Consider the following 19,083-nt stretch of genomic DNA (forward strand, 5'->3'; position numbering starts at 1 on the left):
ACAGCTTGAAACCGGAGGAATAGGTACCCTAAAAAGCGGCGTTTACCTATGAAGAAGGATCAGACGAAGGGACCCAAGCGGAAATTGAACGCCTGCGGATGGAGAATGCCTGCTTAAAAAAGTTGAAAGCCTTAGTTCAAAACAACGAAACATCACACAAAGCATGTCCCGTAAAGGCAACTGTCACGACAATGCGGTGGCGGAAAGCTTCTTTTAGCATTTTAAAATCAGAATTCATTTATTTTAAAGAATTTGGAGCGTCGAACATTTCAAAAAAGGACCCGCATAGTATATTGATTCTCTACAATCACAAACGGATCAAGATCAAATTAAAAGGCATGAAACCTGGTACTATACCGGAATCATGCCAGTCAAACTGCTTCATGAGATTTTAACTTTTTAGGGTCGCTTCATTTCCGGCGGTTTCCTTAACGATGTTGCTCAATTACCGCGCAGACGATACGGTCTTTTCCATTAAGATCCTTTTTCACCCGTACGTCAGCATCAGGAAAGAACCGGTGAAACATGTCTTTGACGGCATTCCCCTGAGTCCAGCCGATTTCAAACACCACCAGTGCCTGATCTGCGATGACAAATGGAATTTCTTTCATGAAACGCTTATAAAACTGCAATCCGTCAGCACCGTCCGTCAAAGCCCCGGCGGGTTCATGAAGACGTACGACATCTGACAGCGTCTTCATGTCTTCCTCAGATATATAAGGTGGATTTGAAACGATGACATCAGCTTTCTTCTGTCGCTTGATAAGCGGCTCAAGCAAATCGCCGCCGATGAAATCCACTTTCGCCCCAAGCCGGTCAGCGTTGTGTCTTGCCGTGCTTAAAGCTTGTTCCGAAATATCCGTCGCCGTGACGGAAAAACGCGGGCTCTCAAGCGCAAGAGTCACCGCAATCGCCCCGCTTCCTGTACCGATATCGACGGCTTTAAGGCGATCTGTTCCGTGAAAAACTCTTTCCGCTTCAGAAAGAACAGCTTCAACGACTTCCTCTGTTTCAGGACGCGGAATCAAAACGTGTTCATTTACGGAAAATTCCCGTCCGTAAAAGGATTCATTTCCGGTGATATATTGAACAGGCACTCCTTGATGATGAAGCTCGACAGATTTTTTAAACCGCGAAAAATCAGACTCTGATATGACATCATGGAAGCTTGCCAACAGTTTGCTGCGGTCGATGTTCAGCTGATCTGTCAGCAAAATTTCCGCGGCATTCCGGTCTCTTCCCGCTTCGGCCAAATAAGAAGAAGCCCATTTAAGGGCTTCAAATACCGTCTTCATCTCAGCTTTCCGCCTCTTGCAGCTTGCTTGCCTGGTCTTCTACGATCAGCGCGTCGATGACTTCGTCAAGCTTGCCTTCAAGGATCTGGTCGAGCTTTTGGATCGTCAAGCCGATCCGGTGATCAGTGACGCGGTTTTGCGGAAAGTTATACGTGCGGATGCGCTCTGAACGGTCCCCTGTTCCGACTGCGGATTTTCGGTTTTGATCATATTCAGCCTGAGCTTCCTGCTGAAATTTATCGTAAATTCGCGCGCGCAGAACTTTCATCGCTTTTTCTTTGTTTTTGATCTGAGATTTCTCATCTTGGCAAGACACGACAACACCTGTCGGAAGGTGGGTCAGACGGACGGCTGACATCGTCGTATTGACGCTTTGCCCTCCCGGACCGCTCGACGCGAAGGTGTCGACACGGATGTCTTTTTCATGAATATCCACTTCTACCTCTTCAGCCTCAGGAAGACAGGCTACCGTTGCCGTGGATGTATGGATACGCCCGCCGGATTCGGTCTCTGGAACGCGCTGTACGCGGTGTGCGCCGTTCTCATACTTCAGCCTTGAGTATGCGCCGTTCCCATTGATCATAAAAATGATCTCTTTATATCCGCCTGTGCCTGTCATATTCGCTTCCATCACTTCTGTTTTCCAGCCTTGGAGCTCTGCGTAGCGGCTGTACATGCGGTACAGGTTGCCGGCAAACAAAGCAGCCTCTTCTCCGCCCGCTGCGCCGCGGATTTCCATGATAACGTTTTTGTCATCGTTCGGATCTTTCGGGATCAGCAATACCTTCAGCTGGTCTGTGAGCGACTCGATTTCTTCCTGCAGTTCGGAAATTTCCTCTTTAACCATCTCGCGCATATCGGAGTCCAGCTTTTCTTCAAGCATCGCTTTGGCATCGCTCAGCTGTTCCGACGCGCTCCGATAACGTCTGTATACTTCAACTGTTTCCTGTAAATCAGATTGTTCTTTCGAATATTCTCTAAGCTTCTTCGGATCGTTGACAACTTCCGGATCGCTTAATAGTTCATTTAATTTTTCGTACCGGTCCTCTATCGATTTTAAACGGTCTAACACGCTATTCACCTCTGTTTGCTGTGCGTAACATTCTAATTATAGTACAGGGACTCCTCCCCGTCAAAACAACTTCGCCGTTATCGGCAGCTGCCGCGTCTTTTTGCTATACTTTTAAGAAAAAAGGAGCTTAACTCAATGCTGGAATCGATTCATCACATCGCCATCATATGCTCGGATTATGAAGCATCCAAAACATTCTATGTCGACAAGCTCGGACTTGAGATTCTGAGCGAAACGTACAGAAAGGACCGGGATTCATATAAACTGGATCTCTCATTAAACGGCCGCTATGTCATCGAGCTGTTTTCTTTTCCAGATCCGCCCGAGCGCCTTACCAGACCAGAAGCTGCCGGGCTCCGCCATTTGGCTTTCACAGTGGCCGATCTTGATCAGACCGTCAAGGAGCTCAAGCAAAAAGGCATCATTGCCGAACCGGTTCGCACCGATCCCGGAACAGGCAAGCGCTATACGTTCTTCTCCGATCCGGACGGCCTGCCTTTAGAGCTTTACGAGGCATAGCAACGCCTTCGCCATCTGTGGAAAAACCGCTTTCTTTGCCGAATCCCTTCTTCTTTTGTCTAACAGGAAGGAAGCTTTTCATTCAGGTCGAATACCCTTTTTAATGAACAGTTACAGGTTAAAAGGAGGTATCATATGAATACTGCTGATGCGGCAAATGAACTCGGGGTATCAACCAAAACGGTGCAGCGCTGGGTCAAGCAGCTGCAACTGCCCGCTTCCCGAAATGAGCTTGGCCACTACTTTTTCACGAAAGACGATATCGCCATTTTAAAAGAAGTAAAAGAGCAGTTAAAAAACGGTACGCCTATGCAGGATGTCACAGTCAAACGCCCGAAAAAAACCTTCCTCATCAAGAAAAACGAAATGGTTCAAACGGAAGAGCCGGCACCCCCGTTGAATGAGCGGCTCGAAGAAAAGCTGCAGCGTTTTTTAGAGCACGAACAGCTTGAACGCGAGCTGCTCCAAAAGAAAATCGCCGAGCTGGAAAGAAAGCTTGAACAAAAAGCGGACGATGTCGTCTCCTATCAGCTTCTGCAGCAAAGGCGCGAACTGGAAGAAGAACGGCAGCAGATCAAACATCTCGAACAGAAAATCAGTGAATTGGAAAGCATGAACCGCCACGAAAAAGATACAGCCGGCAGAAGAGAAGAAAAAAAACCGAAAAGCAAATTGAAATCGATCTTCTCTTTTTAAAGCGCAAAAAAGCTTGCAAGGCCATAAAACGGCTTCTTGCAAGCTTTTTCATTATGCTGTAATGGCAATCAATATCGGCAGTGAAATAATTGACAGCACCGCACTGATCACAAACGCGGATGCCGTTTCTGCTTCCTGGCTTTCAAAGTTTGTAGCAATCATAGCCGCCACGGCAGATCCAGGGAATGCCACAAGCAGAACCGCTTTTGTCATGTCGGCGGAAGAAAGGCCCACGACCATCGCGATCACAAACATTAAAGCAGGTTGAGCAGCGACTTTTAATAAAGCGATGCTCAAAGCAGGCATGCTGAATTTGATTTTACGGATTCCGACAGTCACCCCGACTGCGAAAAGAGCGATACCTGAAGTCGTATTTCCGAGCATATCAAGCATTTTCTGCGGCAATTCAGGAATTTGCAGACCGAATAATACAAGAATGATACTTGCAAGCGGTGCAAAAGCGAGCGGTTCAGACAAACCGTGTAAAATTGATTTTCCTGTCACCTTCCAAATGCTGTCTGTCGTTTCCGCTTGTTTTTTAGAAGAACGGCCGACAGTTCCGACGATGATCGCAAGAGGATCAAGCATCGCATTCACGACAATTCCCGTAATCGCGATCGGAATCGCAACTTCCTGCATGCCGAACAGGCTGCCCAATACCGGAATTCCCATAAAGGCGAATGTCGGCTGAGCTGAGTTTAATGAGAACATTGAAGCATCTGTTAAATCGTACTTAAATAAAAATCGTAAAAGAAGCAAAATAATTACGTAAAATCCAACGATACCGATGACCAGTGAAATCATCAGCGGAATCTGGCTGTAAAACTTATCTTTTGGCGTTGACAAAATGCTTGAAACAAAGTGGGCCGGAAGCGCGTATTTCGTAACGAGCGTACTTACCCCTTTTGCAGATTTAGCATCATAGCTTCCAAAGTGACCCGCGAACCATCCCAGCGCAATAACAAAAAATATTGGCGCAAGGAGGATTAAAATATTTAAAAAGTCCAAGACTGTTTCCTCCTCTATGTTGTCCCTTTCAGGGACGAATTAACGGCGGCTGATAAACGCGGTCGCCCTGTTACACAGCCGTCGATCCCATTTTTCATCTTTGATTGGTGCAGCCCGGTGACAAAATATCCGGACCCGGGCTGCTGTTTCTTTTTATCGTTTCCTCAGTATTGAATATTAGTCGCGTTTTGCAACAATTGTTTGATATTCCGGACGCCACATGGCTTCGCGAACCGCCTTTTCGACATCTTCAGGCTGAACTTGGGCCACGCCGTCTTTAATGGCAGCTTTCACAACATCAATTGCCACTTGAACGGATACGTCTTGCAGGTCGTCAATTTTCGGCAGCAGGCCTGCACCCGGTTTTTCATGGTCAACCATGTTCGCGACCGCGTTTGCAGATGCTGCAAACATGCCGTTTGTGATGACTTTCGCCTTCGAAACGATTGTTCCCAGGCCTAATCCAGGGAATACGAAAGCATTATTGGATTGTCCGATTTCGTGTTTCACGCCATTGTACTCAACAGCTTCAAACGGGCTTCCCGTCGCCACAAGCGCTTTTCCGTCCGTCCATTTGAACAAGTCTTCAGGAACAGCTTCAGCCAAATGTGTCGGATTGGACATCGGCAGAATCACCGGACGTTCAGTATGAGCCGCCATCTCTTTGATAATTTCTTCAGTGAAGGCGCCGGCAACACCTGATGTACCAATCAGAATGGTAGGCTTCACTTGACGGATGACTTCCTCAAAGGAAATCTCTCCCTTTTCATTGCGTTTCCATTCTTTCACTTCTTCGGTATCGCGCAAATACGGTTCTTGGAAATCCAAAATTTGATCCATGCCTGTCGTTAATAATCCTCTGTAGTCGACTGTCCAGAATGCGCGGCTGGCTTCTTCTTCTGAAAGCCCTTCAAGCACCATGGTGTCACGGATTTGGTCAGCAATTCCGATACCCGCAGAACCAGGTCCGAAGATGACGACGCGGTGGTCTTTCAAAGACGTGCCGGTCTTTTTAACAGCTGCTAAAATCGCTGCCAGCGTGATAGCTCCTGTTCCTTGGATATCATCGTTAAATGTCGAAATTTTATGGTTATATTTACTCATAATATTGCGAGCGTTTTTATTTCCGAAATCTTCCCAGTGAAGAAGCGCATTAGGGAAAAACTTCAATGCTGTTTCGACATAAGCGTCGATAAATTGTTCGTAACGCTCACCTTCTACACGCGGATGACGGTTTCCGATATAAAGCGGATCGTTTAGCAGTTTTTCATTATTCGTTCCGACATCCAGTACGACTGGGATGACGCGGCTCGGATCGATTCCTGCTGCCGCCGTATATACTGCAAGCTTACCAATTGCAATGTTGATGCCTCCGACGCCCCAGTCGCCGATGCCCAAGATGCTTTCGGAATCGGTCGCAACGATCAAATCGATGTCATCAGCAGACGCCTGCAGGTTTTTAAACGCCGTTTCGATTCCGTCTATATCATCGATTGACAAGTAAACACCGTGCGGTCTGCGGTATTCGTGGCTGTATTCCTGAATCGCTTCACCGACAGTTGGCGTATAGACAACCGGAAGCATTTCACGCAGATGGTTTTGCAATAATTTATAGAAAAGCACTTCGTTTCTGTTTTGCAGATCGTTCAAATATACATTTTGACGAAGTCTGTCAGGTTGACGGGAAAATTGTTCATAAGCCCGTTCCGCCTGCTGATCAAGGCTGAGAACAGTCGGCGGCAGAAGCCCTTCAAGACCAAGGTTCTTTCTTTCTTCAAGCGAAAATGCAACACCTTTATTAAGCGTCGGAATGGAAAGAACGTCTTTTCCCCGCAAAGAAGTCTCCAAATATCCTTCCTTCGTTCTTCTCATGTTGTTCACACTAATTACCTTCTTTCTTAAAATATTAATGAAGTGAAATAAATACGGTAAACAATATAGAACATTTGCCTTTTTTACACATGTAGATTGTCAAATATGTAACGCGCGTTTTTGACAAAAAACTGAACATTTCTTAAAACCTATTTACTTTTTACTGACTACAGTAAGTCATTTTATGCCTGACTTTGTCAAAATTCAAGCGATGAAAATTAGTTAATTTTTTCGTATTCTTAATTAAGTTTTTTAATTACATTAATTCCTATAAAAAGGATTCAATAAAAAAAACACTTGTTTTTACCAAGTGTTTTTTGCGTGAAAATCTATGTGTTTGTCCGATTTCATTTTGGCTTTCCAGGCACTTCATGATGGTGGCGACAGCGTGCTTCATATGCTTCGGAAGCCCCCACCAAAATGACCGGATCGTCATAAGAAGCAGGTTTTCCATTGATCAGCCTCTGCGTACGGCTGGCCGGAGATCCGCAGACAGAGCACACCGCTTGCAGCTTCGTCACCGTTTCCGCTAAAGCCATAAGATCTGGCACGACACCGAAAGGCTCGCCCCGGAAGTCCAAATCAAGACCTGCTGCAATCACACGGTAGCCCTGATCAGCCAGAGAAGTTAACGTGCCGACAATCGATTCGTCAAAAAACTGGACTTCATCGACGCCGATGACATCCGTTTCTTTGCTTATGTATTGAAAAATTTCTTCCGGAGATGCGATGGCATGGCAAACAATGGATGTCCCATTATGCGAAACAACCGATTCGCTGCTGTAGCGATTATCAATGGCCGGTTTAAACACTTTAACTTCCTGTCTCGCAAACGTTGCCCTTTTGATCCGGCGGATAAGCTCCTCTGACTTGCCCGAAAACATGCTTCCGCATATGAGCTCAAGCCATCCGCTTTGCTTCATGATGTACATCCAACTAACTCCTCTCCAGCGATTATTGCAAGTAAAAAAACAGGCAAGACGAATCCTGCCTGTTTATCATATCTATTATTACTTAAGACCGTATTTTTTGTTAAAGCGATCAACACGACCATCAGCAGAAGCGAATTTTTGGCGGCCAGTGTAGAACGGATGGCATTCAGAACAAATCTCAACGCGTACCTCTTCTTTTACTGAACCTGTTTCAAATTCGTTTCCACAAGCGCATTTGACTGTTGCTTTTTTGAACTCAGGATGAATTCCTGCTTTCATATCTGTCATCTCCTTCCGCCCTGAATCCAATTCGGAAACAGAGTTATTATTCCGGGACAAAACCTCCGGAACGCACATGATGAAATTATAACAGCGATTCGGACGTTTTGCAAACTAAAGTTTTAAATCAGCGCCTTGCAGCCGACATATTCGCTTGCTTCCATTCCTGGATCAGAATATCGAAAAACTCCTGATTCGTTTTCGTCTTTTTCATTTTTCTCATAAATTTCTCGACGAAATCAGGCGTGTCAGACATCGTTTTCCGGATGGACCACAGACGGTCAAGGTGCTCTTTCGGAACGAGAAGTTCTTCTTTACGCGTACCCGAACGGCGAATATCAATGGCAGGAAAGATTCTTCTTTCCGCAAGAGAACGGTCAAGATGAAGCTCCATGTTCCCTGTCCCTTTAAATTCTTCATAAATGACGTCATCCATCCGCGAGCCCGTGTCGACAAGCGCGGTCGCCAAGATCGTTAAGCTGCCGCCCTCTTCGATGTTGCGGGCTGCTCCAAAGAAACGCTTTGGACGGTGGAAAGCGCCGGGATCGATTCCCCCTGACAACGTTCGGCCGCTCGGTGGAATGACTAGGTTATAAGCGCGGGCAAGCCTTGTAATGCTGTCCATTAAAATGATGACGTCCTTTTTATGTTCGACAAGCCTCATCGCACGTTCCAATACGAGCTCGGCCACCTTGATGTGGTTTTCAGGCACTTCGTCAAACGTGGAGCTGACGACGTCTCCTGCAACCGAACGTTCGATATCAGTCACTTCCTCAGGCCTTTCATCGATAAGAAGCACGATCAGCTCCGCCTCCGGATGGTTGGTTGTGATGCTGTTCGCGATCTCTTTCAAAAGCATGGTTTTACCTGCTTTAGGCGGAGCGACGATCAGACCGCGCTGTCCAAATCCGACCGGCGCCATCATGTCCATGATCCGTGTTGACAGGTGATTCGGTTTCGTTTCAAGCACCATCTGGCGGTCTGGATAAAGAGGCGTTAACGCTGGAAAGTGCACGCGCTCTTTTGCCGATTCAGGATCGTCGCCGTTAACCGCTTCAACATGCAGAAGGCCGTAATACCGTTCGTTTTCTTTTGGAGGACGGACCTTTCCGGACACTTTGTCACCGTTTCTCAAATCAAAACGGCGGATTTGCGAAGCGGAAATATAGATATCCTCTGAACTAGGGGAGTAATTGATCGGTCTGAGAAAGCCGAACCCTTCAGACTGGATGATTTCCAATACGCCTTCCATGAACAGCAGATCTTCCTGTTCGGCGTTCGCTTTCAGAATGGCAAAAATCAGTTCCTTTTTTGTCAGTTTGCTGTAATAAGAGACTTTATAATGCCTTGCAAGCTCATACAGCTCTTTTAATTTCATATTTTCCAAAGATGAAATGGATACATCTTTCACTAAGAACACCACTCTTTTCTAATCGAATAATTTACTTTGTCTCATCAATTTCATGAAAGACGCTTGATTATACTGCCGATTCGTTTACCGGCAACGCTTCTACCCATATATATCGACGTATTGAAAAGGATTATAAGTATGAGTCGAGAAAGAAGCGAGGACTTAACAAGAGAAGATAATCGCATATCTGATAGATGCGGCAGGATTTTGGCTCTCTAAGAACCAACATGTGCAGAAAATTTCGCAGCACTCTTTAGTTTTACCCCATTTGTCGTACATATTCAACTTCATTTACGATTTGACATGAAATTGATAGAGATGACCCTGTTTTGAAAATGCCTTGACATAAAGAAGAAAAGCCGTTAGCTATTGTATCAGAGTATGAACCTTGATTCAATTCGTGAAGTGAAATACAAGGGAAAAGCGGGTCATCTATATCCCCGCTTTTTCTTATGGCCGGATGACCAGGTTAGGTTTTTTCTTGAGACTGTGTCTTCCGTCCACAAACCGCACCGTACCGGATTTCGCTCTCATGACTATACTGTGGGTCGTTCCAACAGATCCTTTGAATTGCACGCCTTTTAAGAGCTCTCCGTCTGTGACACCGGTTGCAGCAAAAATCGCGTCGTCTCCTTTGACGAGGTCTTCCATGCGGAGCACTTTGCCCGTATCAAGCCCCATCTTTTCACAGCGTCTCAGTTCTTCTTCGTTTTGAGGAAGAAGCTTTCCGTGAATTTCTCCTCCGAGAGCTTTGAGTGCGACAGCAGACAAGACGCCTTCCGGAGCTCCTCCTGAGCCGAATAAAATATCGACGCCTGTATGATCAAAAGCGGTGTTAATGGCACCGGCCACGTCCCCGTCGTTGATCAGCTTGATTCGGGCGCCTGCTTCGCGAAGCTCATGGATGATTTCCTCGTGCCGCGAACGGTTCAAAATCGTGGCTACGACATCTTCTACATCTTTATTTTTTGCTTTTGCCACAGCTTTTAAGTTATCAATCACAGGCGCTTCAATATCGATGCAGCCGACAGCTTCAGGACCTACAGCGATTTTATCCATATACATGTCAGGCGCATTCAGCAAGTTTCCGTGATCAGCCACAGCAATGACTGCGAGTGCGTTCCATCCGCCGCTTGCGACGATGTTCGTCCCTTCGAGAGGATCTACTGCTACGTCTACGCGAGGGCCGTAGCCGTTGCCGAGCTTTTCTCCAATATAAAGCATCGGCGCTTCGTCCATTTCCCCTTCTCCGATTACGACCGTTCCCTTCATAGGAATGGTGTCAAATACATCCCTCATGGCGCTTGTCGCAGCGTCGTCGGCCTCGTCCTTTTTACCTCTACCCATCCAGCGCGCTGACTTAAGCGCAGCCGCTTCTGTCACACGCACCAGTTCCATCGATAAGCTTCTTTCCATTCCTATCTAATCTCCCCTCACCCGTATGAAATCGTTTTATGTTTGATCTATCACAGCATTTGTCCATCAGGAATTTTGCAGCTGTTCAATTTCCTGGTCTGTCAATTTTTCGCGCCAGACAGTGGCCCCAAGCTTTGCCAGCTTTTCTTCAAGCTGGCTGTAGCCTCTGTCAAGGTGCTCCAAACCGGTGATTTCCGTGACTCCTTCCGCCATTAGACCCGCAACAACGAGACACGCTCCCGCCCGCAGATCGCTCGCTTTCACCTTGGCGCCCTGCAGAGGAACGGGACCGGTAATAATCGCCGATCTGCCTTCGACCTTCATCGACGCGCCCATGCGCCTCAGCTCGTCAATATGTTTGAAGCGGGCGGAATAAATGGTGTCAGTGACGACGCTCGTCCCGTTTGCCTTCGTTAAGAGCGATGTCATCGGCTGCTGCAGATCTGTCGGAAAACCGGGGTATACGAGCGTTTTTAAATCGACGGGTTTCAGCTCTTTCTGTCCGCCGACCATTAAAATCTGCTCGCTGCTTTCTTCGATTCGAACTCCCATTTCGCGGAGCTTGGCGATTAACGATTCCAAATGCGTCGGAATCACATTATCAATCAGCACTTCTTGTCCCATGGAAGCAGCTGCGATCATGAAAGTGCCAGCTTCGATCCGGTCCGGAATAATCGAGTGTCTGCACCCGTGAAGCGACTCAACGCCTTCGATGCGAATGACATCCGTACCGGCACCTTTTATTTTTGCTCCCATGCTCGTTAAAAGGGTCGCAACATCGATAATCTCAGGTTCTTTCGCAGCATTTTCAATTACGGTTCTGCCTTTGGCAAGCACGGCGGCAAGCATGATGTTGATCGTTGCTCCAACACTGACGACATCAAGATAAATGCGCGCGCCTTTTAATTCCTCCGCACGCAGATAGATCGCACCCTGTTCGTTCGTCACTTCGGCTCCGAGCGCCTCGAAACCTTTGATATGCTGATCAATCGGTCTCGGACCGAGGTGGCAGCCGCCCGGAAGGCCGATGACCGCTTTCTTAAAGCGTCCGAGCATTGCGCCCATTAAGTAATAAGAAGCCCGAAGCTGTTTCACTTTTCCATTCGGCAAAGGCATGCTGATCATCGGCGCAGGATCAACGACCATTTCTCCCTTTTCAAAGTGAACGTTTCCGCCGATCTCTCTCAGCAGATCGCGCAGCGTCAAAATGTCTGAAATATGGGGAAGGCCTTCAAGCGTAACCGTCGAATCAGCCAAAATCGTCGCGGGTATGAGAGCGACAGCGCTGTTTTTCGCTCCGCTTATATGTACTGTGCCATTGAGAGGATCGCCGCCGGCTATATTTAACTTTTCCATGATCGTCTCCTTCCTTAAAGAAGATAGCTAATGGAGCGCTTCATAATGAGATTTCCTTCAGACTCAAAATAAATGGTTCATTTCAAAATCTATCCAATTAAAAGAGAAAGAATACAAACATTTTAAATTTATCGGGAAGAAAAGTAGCGAAGCAGACTGCGGCAAGGTTCTCTTCTGCAAAACATTCATTTCTCTTTGTAAGACAAAATGGTGACAAACGGAGGGAGCCCCTCCACTTGCCACCCACATGAAGCAATTATTTATTCCAGTCAGCTAAAAACTGTTCAATCCCTTTATCAGTCAGCGGGTGCTTTGTAAGCTGATGAATGACTTTGAGAGGCATCGTACCGATATGCGCTCCCCTTAGCGCGGCTTCAGTCACATGCTGCGCATGGCGGATGGACGCGGCGATGATTTGCGTGTCCAAACCGTGCACATCGAAAATTTGTTTAATTTCACTGATCAAATCGAGGCCGTTGTGGCCGATATCGTCAAGGCGTCCCAGGAACGGGGAAACATACGTAGCTCCTGCTCTTGCGGCAAGAAGCGCCTGGTTTGCGCTGAAGATCAGCGTGACGTTCGTTTTAATCCCGAGATCGGTTAATGCTTTAACAGCTTTCAGGCCGTCAGACGTCATCGGAATTTTCACCGTAATATTCGGCGCGATTTTCGCAAGCTCTTTTCCTTCTTCAATCATCTCTTCAGCCTTCAGAGAAATAACCTCGGCGCTGACTGACCCAGAAACCACTTCGGTAATTTCACGCAGACGGTCATGAAACGAAATGTTTTCTTTTGCTACTAAACTAGGATTTGTCGTAACTCCTGCAAGCACGCCGAGAGCGTGTGCCTCTTTGATTTCGTCTAAATTTGCAGTATCAATAAAAAACAGCATATTGATAAAACCTCCTGTCATGAAAATGTCTGAACTGTGGAACATGTTTGCGCTTTCCGGATGATATGGATAAAACCGCCTGTCGCTATCAGGCGGCTTTTTTGACTGAACGGGAAGCAAAAGAGCCTCATGCCGTCAAAGGCATGTGTTAACAGCACTTCCCTAAAACATCAGAAAAACATCCTGTTCCCCCGGCTTTGCGGGAAAACAGATGCTTTTCCAATCGTCATTATGCTTTGTTTGAAGAACCAAATTCACGCATTTTGCCGATCACTGTTTCTTTGATAGCTTCGCGTGCAGGTCCGAGGTATTTGCGCGGATCATACTCTTCAGGCTTCGCAGCAAGCGTTTCGCGAACAGCTTTCGCAGAAGCGATTTGGTTTTCAGTGTTGACGTTGATTTTTGCCGTACCTAAAGAAATAGCTTTCTTGATGTCGGCAGTCGGAATGCCTGTACCGCCGTGAAGTACGAGCGGAAGACCAGTTGTGTTTCCGATTTCTTCCATTTCTTTGAATCCAAGGTTTGGTTCGCCTTTGTAAGGGCCGTGAACAGAACCTAATGCAGGTGCAAGGCAGTCGATTCCTGTGCGCTCAACAAGTTCTTGACACTCTTTAGGGTCCGCGTAGATGACGCCTTCAGCAATTACGTCGTCTTCCTGTCCGCCTACAGTTCCAAGCTCAGCTTCAACTGATACACCGTGGAAATGAGCAAGCTCAACAACTTTTGAAGTCGTCGCAACGTTCTCCTCGAAAGGATGGTGGGAAGCGTCGATCATAACGGAAGTGAATCCCGCATGAATCGCTTTTGCACAAGATTCAAAGCTTGAGCCGTGGTCTAAATGAATCGCAACAGGTACTGTTACGTTGTATTCTTCCATCAGCGCTTTAACCATTGCCACAACGGTTTTAAATCCGCCCATATAGCGTCCTGCACCTTCTGATACACCGAGGATAACAGGAGATTTCTCTTCTTCAGCGGCTTGTAAAATCGCTTGAGTGAACTCAAGGTTATTTAAGTTAAATTGTCCGACAGCATATCCGTTTTCTTTTGCTTTATTCAACATTTCCGTCATTGATACTAAAGGCATGTCGAAAGTCCTCCTTATGTAGCCTGATTTGCTTTTGCGAAAAAAGCCTCCACACCTACCTAGCATGACCAGAAAAAACCGCCATATGTAAAATGTTTTGGTTTTTTAAAAACGTTAGATAGCTTTTCTCTACTTATATAGAATAACAATTAATCAACAAATCGGCAACATTGTGACTGTGACAACATCAAAAACTTTTCAGCTATCCGTTGGACTTTATAGGCAGATAGGTTTTAACGGCATCGCGAATTTCGTCGATGTCAAAAGGCTTCGCAAAGTGCGTCAGGGCTCCGAGCTCCTTCGATTCCTGGATCATGTCGAGCTCTCCGTAGGCCGTCATAATGATGACCCGGATCCCCTCGTCAATGACCTTCATCCTTTTCAAAATTTCAATTCCGTCCATGCCGGGGATTTTCATATCGAGCAAAACGAGGTCGGGGCGCTGGTTTTTCACAATGTCAAGCGCTTGAATCCCGTTCGCAGCCTGGAAGGTTTTGTATCCTTCTTTATTGAAAACTTCATTCAGCAGAACCCGAATCCCGTACTGGTCGTCTACGATTAAAATCTTCTCATTCATGATTTACACCTCTATATTTATAATTTTCGCCAAAATTAAGCAGTAGTTTATCTATTCTGTTTTGTTTTTCTCTTTTCCTTTAATTAAAATATTTAAGTTTGCGACATATTTAGAGGATTTTTCCCATTATTCTCTTTTGTTATATAATGATAGTCAGTAAAAAAGGAGGAGTCAGCTTGCTTAAAATTTTCACCACTCAATTGACGGGAATCTTCAACCGGATTCAAGAGGGCGAGGCCCAATCGATAGAGGACGGCGCCCGCTTGTTGGCTCAGGCGGTCATCAGTGATCATTCGGTTTATGTATACGGAAAAAATGAATTGGAAGGCATTTTGAAAGAAGCGATGTACAGTTCTGAACCGTTCCCCTCAGTCAAAGTGCTGCCGAAGAACGAAGAAAACTGGCCCGATTTTGAAATGACGGACAAAGTGCTGATGTTCTGCGCCGGTTCAGCGGATGACGAAGAGCTGAAAATGGCGGAAAAACTGTATGAAAGAGGAATCGGACTTGTTGTCGTCTCCCCTTCGGGAAAAGACGGCGCCCCGATCGCATCATTCGCCGATGTCCATATCGATTCAAAGCTGAGAATGCCGCTTCTTCCCGATGAAGACGGAACAAGGTTCGGATTTCCGTCCCTGATGGTCAGCCTCTACATTTATCATGCCCTATCCTTTACATTAAAGGAAATTCTTCAGGAATACCAATAAAACAGGGTTGCCTAAAGGAAATTAATGACGGTGGGGCCGGCCTTAATGAATATAGTACCAGTTCGGGCCGCCATTATCACCAGAAAAATCCAAAAAAGGCCTGCCGGCGTGATGTGCCGGCAGGCCTTTTTCTTTTTTACAGCTTTTCCGAAGTCTTCAGCGAAGCATGTACGAAGTCTCTGAACAGAGCCTGAGGTCTTGTCGGTCTTGACGTGAATTCAGGGTGGAACTGAGACGCGACAAACCATGGATGATCTTTAAGCTCGATAATCTCCACGAGACGGCCGTCAGGGCTTGTCCCGGAAAATACAAATCCGGCTTCTTCCATCTGCTGTCTGAATTCGTTGTTGAATTCATAGCGGTGGCGGTGGCGTTCATAGACCACTTCATTTTCATATGCCTGATACGCTTTCGACCCTTCTTGAAGCTTGCACGGATAAAGTCCGAGACGCAGTGTTCCGCCGAGGTCTTCAATGTCCTTTTGTTCAGGGAGAAGGTCGATAATCGGATACGGTGTGGAAGGATCGATTTCGGCTGAGTGCGCTCCTTCAAGACCGAGCACATTTCTTGCGTATTCAATCGATGCCACCTGCATTCCGAGGCAAATGCCGAAGAACGGAATCTTTTGTTCGCGGGCATATTTGACTGTCGTGATTTTCCCTTCAACACCGCGGTCTCCAAATCCGCCCGGCACAAGAATACCATCCGCATTCTGAACAAGATCGGCAACGTTGTCTTCCGTCACTTCTTCCGCATTGATCCATTTAACCTGAATGTCTGCGTCAAACGCATAACCCGCATGGCGAAGCGATTCCACAACTGAAATGTAGGCATCCGGGAGCTCGACGTATTTACCAACCAAAGCGATTGTCACCGTTTTGGACAGACTTTTTACCTTTTTGACAAGTTCTTTCCATTCTTCCATATCGGCTTCTCTGCAATCCAGCTTCAAGTGGCTGCAGACTAAGCTGTCCAGCCCTTGTTTTTGCAGGTCGAGAGGAATGGAGTAGAGCGTATCCGCATCGCCGGCCTCGATGACGGCTTTAGGATCGATGTCGCAGAACAGCGCGATTTTATCTTTCATGTCCTGAGAAATCGGCATTTCTGTTCTCACGACGATGACATTTGGCTGAATGCCGAGGCTGCGCAGTTCTTTTACGCTGTGCTGAGTCGGCTTTGTTTTCATTTCTCCCGCCGCTTTAAGATATGGAACTAGCGTACAGTGAATGTACATCACATTGTCGCGGCCGACATCGCTCTTGATCTGGCGGATCGCTTCAAGAAACGGCAGCGATTCGATATCACCGACGGTTCCGCCGATTTCGGTGATCACGACATCAGCGCCCGTTTCTTTTCCGGCGCGGAATACGCGGTCTTTAATTTCATTTGTGATATGAGGTATAACCTGTACGGTACCGCCTAAATAATCGCCTCTGCGCTCTTTTTTCAGCACCGTGGAATAGATTTTTCCTGTTGTCACGTTGCTGTATTTATTTAAATTGATGTCGATGAAGCGCTCATAGTGGCCGAGGTCAAGATCCGTTTCCGCACCGTCGTCGGTTACGAACACTTCACCGTGCTGATACGGGCTCATTGTCCCCGGGTCTACGTTGATATACGGGTCAAATTTTTGAATGGTGACATTCAAACCTCTGTTCTTCAGCAGGCGGCCGAGCGAAGACGCCGTAATTCCTTTTCCAAGCGAGGATACAACTCCTCCGGTTACAAAGATATATTTTGTCATTTCTGTACCCCTCTCTTCGATTAACGCTTATTCCTTAAAATGCTCTTTTTATGAAAAATCATTTAGATCTTTTCTAAATGATTTAAATGATAAGGAGGCGGAAAAACAAGAAAGCTCCCTTTCAATTTCTTGAAAGGGAGCTGATAGTCCGTATCACTCGAATCTCTTCGTTTTGAAGAGCCCAAAATACATACTACATAGTTCGCCTGTGAAAGTCAAGATCGATTTAAACATGAATTCCGTTCAGGCGGCAAAATTACTCCTCGTCTTCCTCTTCTTCAAAATCTTCATCATCATCGTCCAGGATCTCGTCTTCAAGATCATCCAGTTCATCATCGTCGGCTTCATCGATTTCTTCGAATTCATCGGCGGCAATGTCCAAGTCGTCTTCGACATCGTCAAGAAGAATATCATCCTCGTCGATTTCTTCGAATTCGTCAAGATCAAGATCTTCTTCAACCACTTTTTTCGCTTTTTTCTTTTTCGCTTTTACAGTCGGTTGTGTTTCTTCATCAAGCTGATCATACGGATACCAGCTGCGCAGGCCCCACGTTTGGTCTGACAGCGCCAAAAAGCGTCCGTCGATATTTAAATCTGTGTAGAACTGGGCGATGCGGTCTTCCAGCTCTTCTTTCCCCATTCCAAGCAAGGAAGCCACTTGATCTGTTAGCTCCTGGAATGTAATCGGTTTTTTGTGTTCCGAAAAAATTTCGTATGCGATTTCAACTAAAGCCATTTCCTTTAGCTGTTCCTCTGAGTATTGTTTCAAACTCATCGCCAGACACTCCCTTTCTATCTTCATGTATGTATCTACTATCTCTGTCATAGAAAATAAGCATGTAATCCCTGTCTTTACGACAAACCATACCTCTCATTATAAACAAAAGAAATCACTTTATGCCACCTTTATTCCCGTTAATTCAATAATTTTTACCTGTTGCATTGGAAATCGGCGGCAAGCGGGATTGAAACATAGAACAGCCGGGAGCGTCCGGCCCCTTGAAAACGAAAAAACTGCGTCGGCGGCCTGTCCGCCGGCAGCAGTCCAAACCGTGCCAGACGGCTGTTTTCCGCCATTATTTCATCAGCATTCTCGAAATGACGAGCTTCTGTATTTCCTGCGTTCCTTCATAGATTTGAGTGATTTTTGCATCGCGCATAAAGCGCTCGACCGGATAATCCTTTGTATAGCCGTATCCGCCGAATATTTGCACGGCCTCCGTCGTCACTTTCATAGCCGTATCCCCTGCATATAGCTTCGACATCGCGGAAGCTTTTCCATAAGGCAGCCCCTCTGATTCCAGCCATGCCGCCTGGTAGGTTAAAAGCCTTGAAGCTTCAATCTCCGTCGCCATATCAGCCAGTTTAAAAGCGATGCCCTGCTGCTCGGCGATCGGCCTGCCGAATTGCTTCCGCTCTTTCGCATACGCCTTCGCCGCCTCAAATGCACCCTGGGCAATCCCGACGGCTTGAGCGGCAATTCCGTTTCTTCCTCCATCAAGCGTCTGCATTGCGATTTTAAAGCCTTCACCTTCCCCGCCAAGGCGGTTTTTTAAAGGCACGCGGCAGTCCTGAAAGATAATTTCGGTTGTCGGCGATGAACGGATGCCCAGCTTCCTTTCTTTTTTTCCGACAGAAAAACCGGGAAAATCCTTTTCAACGATAAAAGCGGTTGTGCCTTTGTGCTTCTGTTCCGGCGCAAGGTTGGCAAACACGATGTAGATGTCTGCAATTCCGCCGTTTGTGATAAAGATCTTCGTTCCATTTAAAATATAATCATCACCATTTCTGACCGCGGTCGTTTTCATGCCGCCGGCATCAGAGCCTGAACCGGGCTCCGTCAATCCGTAGGCGCCTATCTTTTCACCGCGGGCCATCGGCTTTAAGTATTCCTGCTTCTGTTCTTCCGTTCCAAATGCATAAATCGGCCAGCCTGCAAGCGAAGTATGGGCTGACAAGGTGACGCCCGTTGAGGCGCAGACTTTCGAAAGCTCTTCTACTGCGATGACATAGGCGAGGTAGTCACTGCCGATCCCCCCGTATTCCTCAGGCCACGGTATTCCCGTCAACCCCAATTCCGCCATTTTGGAAAACAGTTCCATGTCAAACAGCTCTTCCTCATCCCGCTCCTTTGCAGTCGGCTCCACCTCTTGACGGGCAAAGTCGCGCACCATCTTTTGTATCATTTGGTGCTCTTCACTCAGCTTAAAGATCATTCTT

19 protein-coding genes and 1 pseudogene are annotated in these 19,083 nt (G+C 46.7%); 4 read left to right on the forward strand and 16 right to left on the reverse strand.

Annotated elements, in window-relative coordinates:
- Positions 1-148: 148 nt before the first annotated feature.
- Positions 149-387: pseudogene (locus MHH76_RS19685) on the forward strand (IS3 family transposase); the annotation flags it as partial.
- A 41-nt stretch (positions 388-428) separates the two neighbouring features.
- Here MHH76_RS19685 and prmC read toward each other — a convergent pair.
- Positions 429-1,295, reverse strand: a complete 867-nt coding sequence (gene prmC / locus MHH76_RS19690) for a peptide chain release factor N(5)-glutamine methyltransferase (RefSeq protein ID WP_025810639.1) — start codon at positions 1,293-1,295, stop codon at positions 429-431.
- A gap of 1 nt (position 1,296) precedes the next feature.
- On the reverse strand, positions 1,297-2,367 hold the full coding sequence (gene prfA, locus MHH76_RS19695) for a peptide chain release factor 1 (protein WP_020453279.1): 1,071 nt from the start codon (positions 2,365-2,367) through the stop codon (positions 1,297-1,299).
- Positions 2,368-2,502: 135 nt separating this feature from the next.
- Here prfA and MHH76_RS19700 point away from each other — a divergent pair, with 135 nt between their 5' ends.
- Together MHH76_RS19700 and racA are read left to right on the forward strand one after the other, a co-directional pair.
- A complete protein-coding gene (locus MHH76_RS19700) occupies positions 2,503-2,886 on the forward strand; it encodes a VOC family protein (RefSeq protein WP_020453280.1) in 384 nt (127 codons plus the stop codon).
- 135 nt (positions 2,887-3,021) lie between these two features.
- A complete protein-coding gene (gene racA, locus MHH76_RS19705; RefSeq protein WP_043054497.1) occupies positions 3,022-3,582 on the forward strand; it encodes a chromosome-anchoring protein RacA in 561 nt (186 codons plus the stop codon).
- Between the two features lie 51 nt (positions 3,583-3,633).
- On the opposite strand, the gene MHH76_RS19710 is transcribed toward racA, so the two are convergent.
- The 10 genes from MHH76_RS19710 to MHH76_RS19755 form a co-directional block, all read right to left on the reverse strand.
- Complete coding sequence (locus MHH76_RS19710; protein ID WP_020453282.1) at positions 3,634-4,590, reverse strand: AEC family transporter; 957 nt, start codon at positions 4,588-4,590, stop codon at positions 3,634-3,636.
- Positions 4,591-4,767: 177 nt separating this feature from the next.
- Positions 4,768-6,471 carry an oxaloacetate-decarboxylating malate dehydrogenase gene (malS, locus tag MHH76_RS19715; RefSeq protein ID WP_023857066.1) on the reverse strand — a complete coding sequence of 568 codons (1,704 nt, stop codon included), beginning with the start codon at positions 6,469-6,471 and terminating at the stop codon, positions 4,768-4,770.
- Between the two features lie 338 nt (positions 6,472-6,809).
- Positions 6,810-7,394, reverse strand: a complete 585-nt coding sequence (locus MHH76_RS19720) for a thymidine kinase (protein ID WP_020453284.1) — start codon at positions 7,392-7,394, stop codon at positions 6,810-6,812.
- Between the two features lie 78 nt (positions 7,395-7,472).
- Positions 7,473-7,673, reverse strand: coding sequence for a 50S ribosomal protein L31 (gene rpmE, locus MHH76_RS19725; RefSeq protein ID WP_003186051.1), 201 nt, complete (start codon positions 7,671-7,673; stop codon positions 7,473-7,475).
- A 127-nt stretch (positions 7,674-7,800) separates the two neighbouring features.
- Positions 7,801-9,084, reverse strand: coding sequence for a transcription termination factor Rho (gene rho, locus MHH76_RS19730; protein WP_003186053.1), 1,284 nt, complete (start codon positions 9,082-9,084; stop codon positions 7,801-7,803).
- 450 nt (positions 9,085-9,534) lie between these two features.
- Positions 9,535-10,500, reverse strand: coding sequence for a class II fructose-bisphosphatase (gene glpX, locus MHH76_RS19735; protein ID WP_023857065.1), 966 nt, complete (start codon positions 10,498-10,500; stop codon positions 9,535-9,537).
- A gap of 66 nt (positions 10,501-10,566) precedes the next feature.
- Positions 10,567-11,856 (reverse strand): UDP-N-acetylglucosamine 1-carboxyvinyltransferase, encoded by a 1,290-nt coding sequence (locus MHH76_RS19740; protein ID WP_023857064.1) that lies wholly within the window; start codon positions 11,854-11,856, stop codon positions 10,567-10,569.
- Between the two features lie 256 nt (positions 11,857-12,112).
- The gene (gene fsa, locus MHH76_RS19745; protein ID WP_020453287.1) at positions 12,113-12,748 is read right to left on the reverse strand and encodes a fructose-6-phosphate aldolase; all 636 of its coding nucleotides are present in this window, start codon (positions 12,746-12,748) and stop codon (positions 12,113-12,115) included.
- Positions 12,749-12,977: 229 nt separating this feature from the next.
- Positions 12,978-13,835, reverse strand: a complete 858-nt coding sequence (locus MHH76_RS19750; protein WP_020453288.1) for a class II fructose-bisphosphate aldolase — start codon at positions 13,833-13,835, stop codon at positions 12,978-12,980.
- 202 nt (positions 13,836-14,037) lie between these two features.
- The gene (locus MHH76_RS19755; protein ID WP_094777382.1) at positions 14,038-14,415 is read right to left on the reverse strand and encodes a response regulator; all 378 of its coding nucleotides are present in this window, start codon (positions 14,413-14,415) and stop codon (positions 14,038-14,040) included.
- A 173-nt stretch (positions 14,416-14,588) separates the two neighbouring features.
- On the opposite strand from MHH76_RS19755, the gene MHH76_RS19760 reads away from it, so the two are divergent.
- Positions 14,589-15,119: a DUF2529 domain-containing protein gene (locus tag MHH76_RS19760; protein WP_023857063.1), complete on the forward strand. Its 531-nt coding sequence runs from the start codon at positions 14,589-14,591 to the stop codon at positions 15,117-15,119.
- A gap of 136 nt (positions 15,120-15,255) precedes the next feature.
- On the opposite strand, the gene MHH76_RS19765 is transcribed toward MHH76_RS19760, so the two are convergent.
- The 4 genes from MHH76_RS19765 to MHH76_RS19780 form a co-directional block, all read right to left on the reverse strand.
- Positions 15,256-16,863, reverse strand: coding sequence for a CTP synthase (locus MHH76_RS19765; protein ID WP_020453291.1), 1,608 nt, complete (start codon positions 16,861-16,863; stop codon positions 15,256-15,258).
- Between the two features lie 256 nt (positions 16,864-17,119).
- Positions 17,120-17,638: a DNA-directed RNA polymerase subunit delta gene (rpoE, locus tag MHH76_RS19770; RefSeq protein WP_023857062.1), complete on the reverse strand. Its 519-nt coding sequence runs from the start codon at positions 17,636-17,638 to the stop codon at positions 17,120-17,122.
- Positions 17,639-17,793: 155 nt separating this feature from the next.
- Positions 17,794-17,940: a hypothetical protein gene (locus MHH76_RS19775; RefSeq protein WP_164468295.1), complete on the reverse strand. Its 147-nt coding sequence runs from the start codon at positions 17,938-17,940 to the stop codon at positions 17,794-17,796.
- Positions 17,940-19,079 (reverse strand): acyl-CoA dehydrogenase, encoded by a 1,140-nt coding sequence (locus MHH76_RS19780; protein WP_023857060.1) that lies wholly within the window; start codon positions 19,077-19,079, stop codon positions 17,940-17,942. Before MHH76_RS19780 ends, MHH76_RS19775 begins: the two co-directional genes overlap by 1 nt.
- Between the last annotated feature and the right edge of the window lie 4 nt (positions 19,080-19,083).

Source organism: Bacillus sp. FSL L8-0193, assembly GCF_037976065.1.
GTDB lineage: Bacteria > Bacillota > Bacilli > Bacillales > Bacillaceae > Bacillus > Bacillus paralicheniformis.

Coding starts and splice junctions, on each gene's coding strand:
- MHH76_RS19765 (WP_020453291.1), bottom strand. CDS start 16,863: ATGACAAAATATATCTTTGTAACCGGAGGAGTTGTATCCTCGCTTGGA.
- glpX (WP_023857065.1), bottom strand. CDS start 10,500: ATGGAAAGAAGCTTATCGATGGAACTGGTGCGTGTGACAGAAGCGGCT.
- racA (WP_043054497.1), top strand. CDS start 3,022: ATGAATACTGCTGATGCGGCAAATGAACTCGGGGTATCAACCAAAACG.
- rpmE (WP_003186051.1), bottom strand. CDS start 7,673: ATGAAAGCAGGAATTCATCCTGAGTTCAAAAAAGCAACAGTCAAATGC.
- MHH76_RS19775 (WP_164468295.1), bottom strand. CDS start 17,940: ATGGCGGAAAACAGCCGTCTGGCACGGTTTGGACTGCTGCCGGCGGAC.
- MHH76_RS19700 (WP_020453280.1), top strand. CDS start 2,503: ATGCTGGAATCGATTCATCACATCGCCATCATATGCTCGGATTATGAA.
- rpoE (WP_023857062.1), bottom strand. CDS start 17,638: ATGAGTTTGAAACAATACTCAGAGGAACAGCTAAAGGAAATGGCTTTA.
- prmC (WP_025810639.1), bottom strand. CDS start 1,295: ATGAAGACGGTATTTGAAGCCCTTAAATGGGCTTCTTCTTATTTGGCC.
- MHH76_RS19720 (WP_020453284.1), bottom strand. CDS start 7,394: ATGTACATCATGAAGCAAAGCGGATGGCTTGAGCTCATATGCGGAAGC.
- MHH76_RS19780 (WP_023857060.1), bottom strand. CDS start 19,079: ATGATCTTTAAGCTGAGTGAAGAGCACCAAATGATACAAAAGATGGTG.
- MHH76_RS19750 (WP_020453288.1), bottom strand. CDS start 13,835: ATGCCTTTAGTATCAATGACGGAAATGTTGAATAAAGCAAAAGAAAAC.
- fsa (WP_020453287.1), bottom strand. CDS start 12,748: ATGCTGTTTTTTATTGATACTGCAAATTTAGACGAAATCAAAGAGGCA.
- MHH76_RS19740 (WP_023857064.1), bottom strand. CDS start 11,856: ATGGAAAAGTTAAATATAGCCGGCGGCGATCCTCTCAATGGCACAGTA.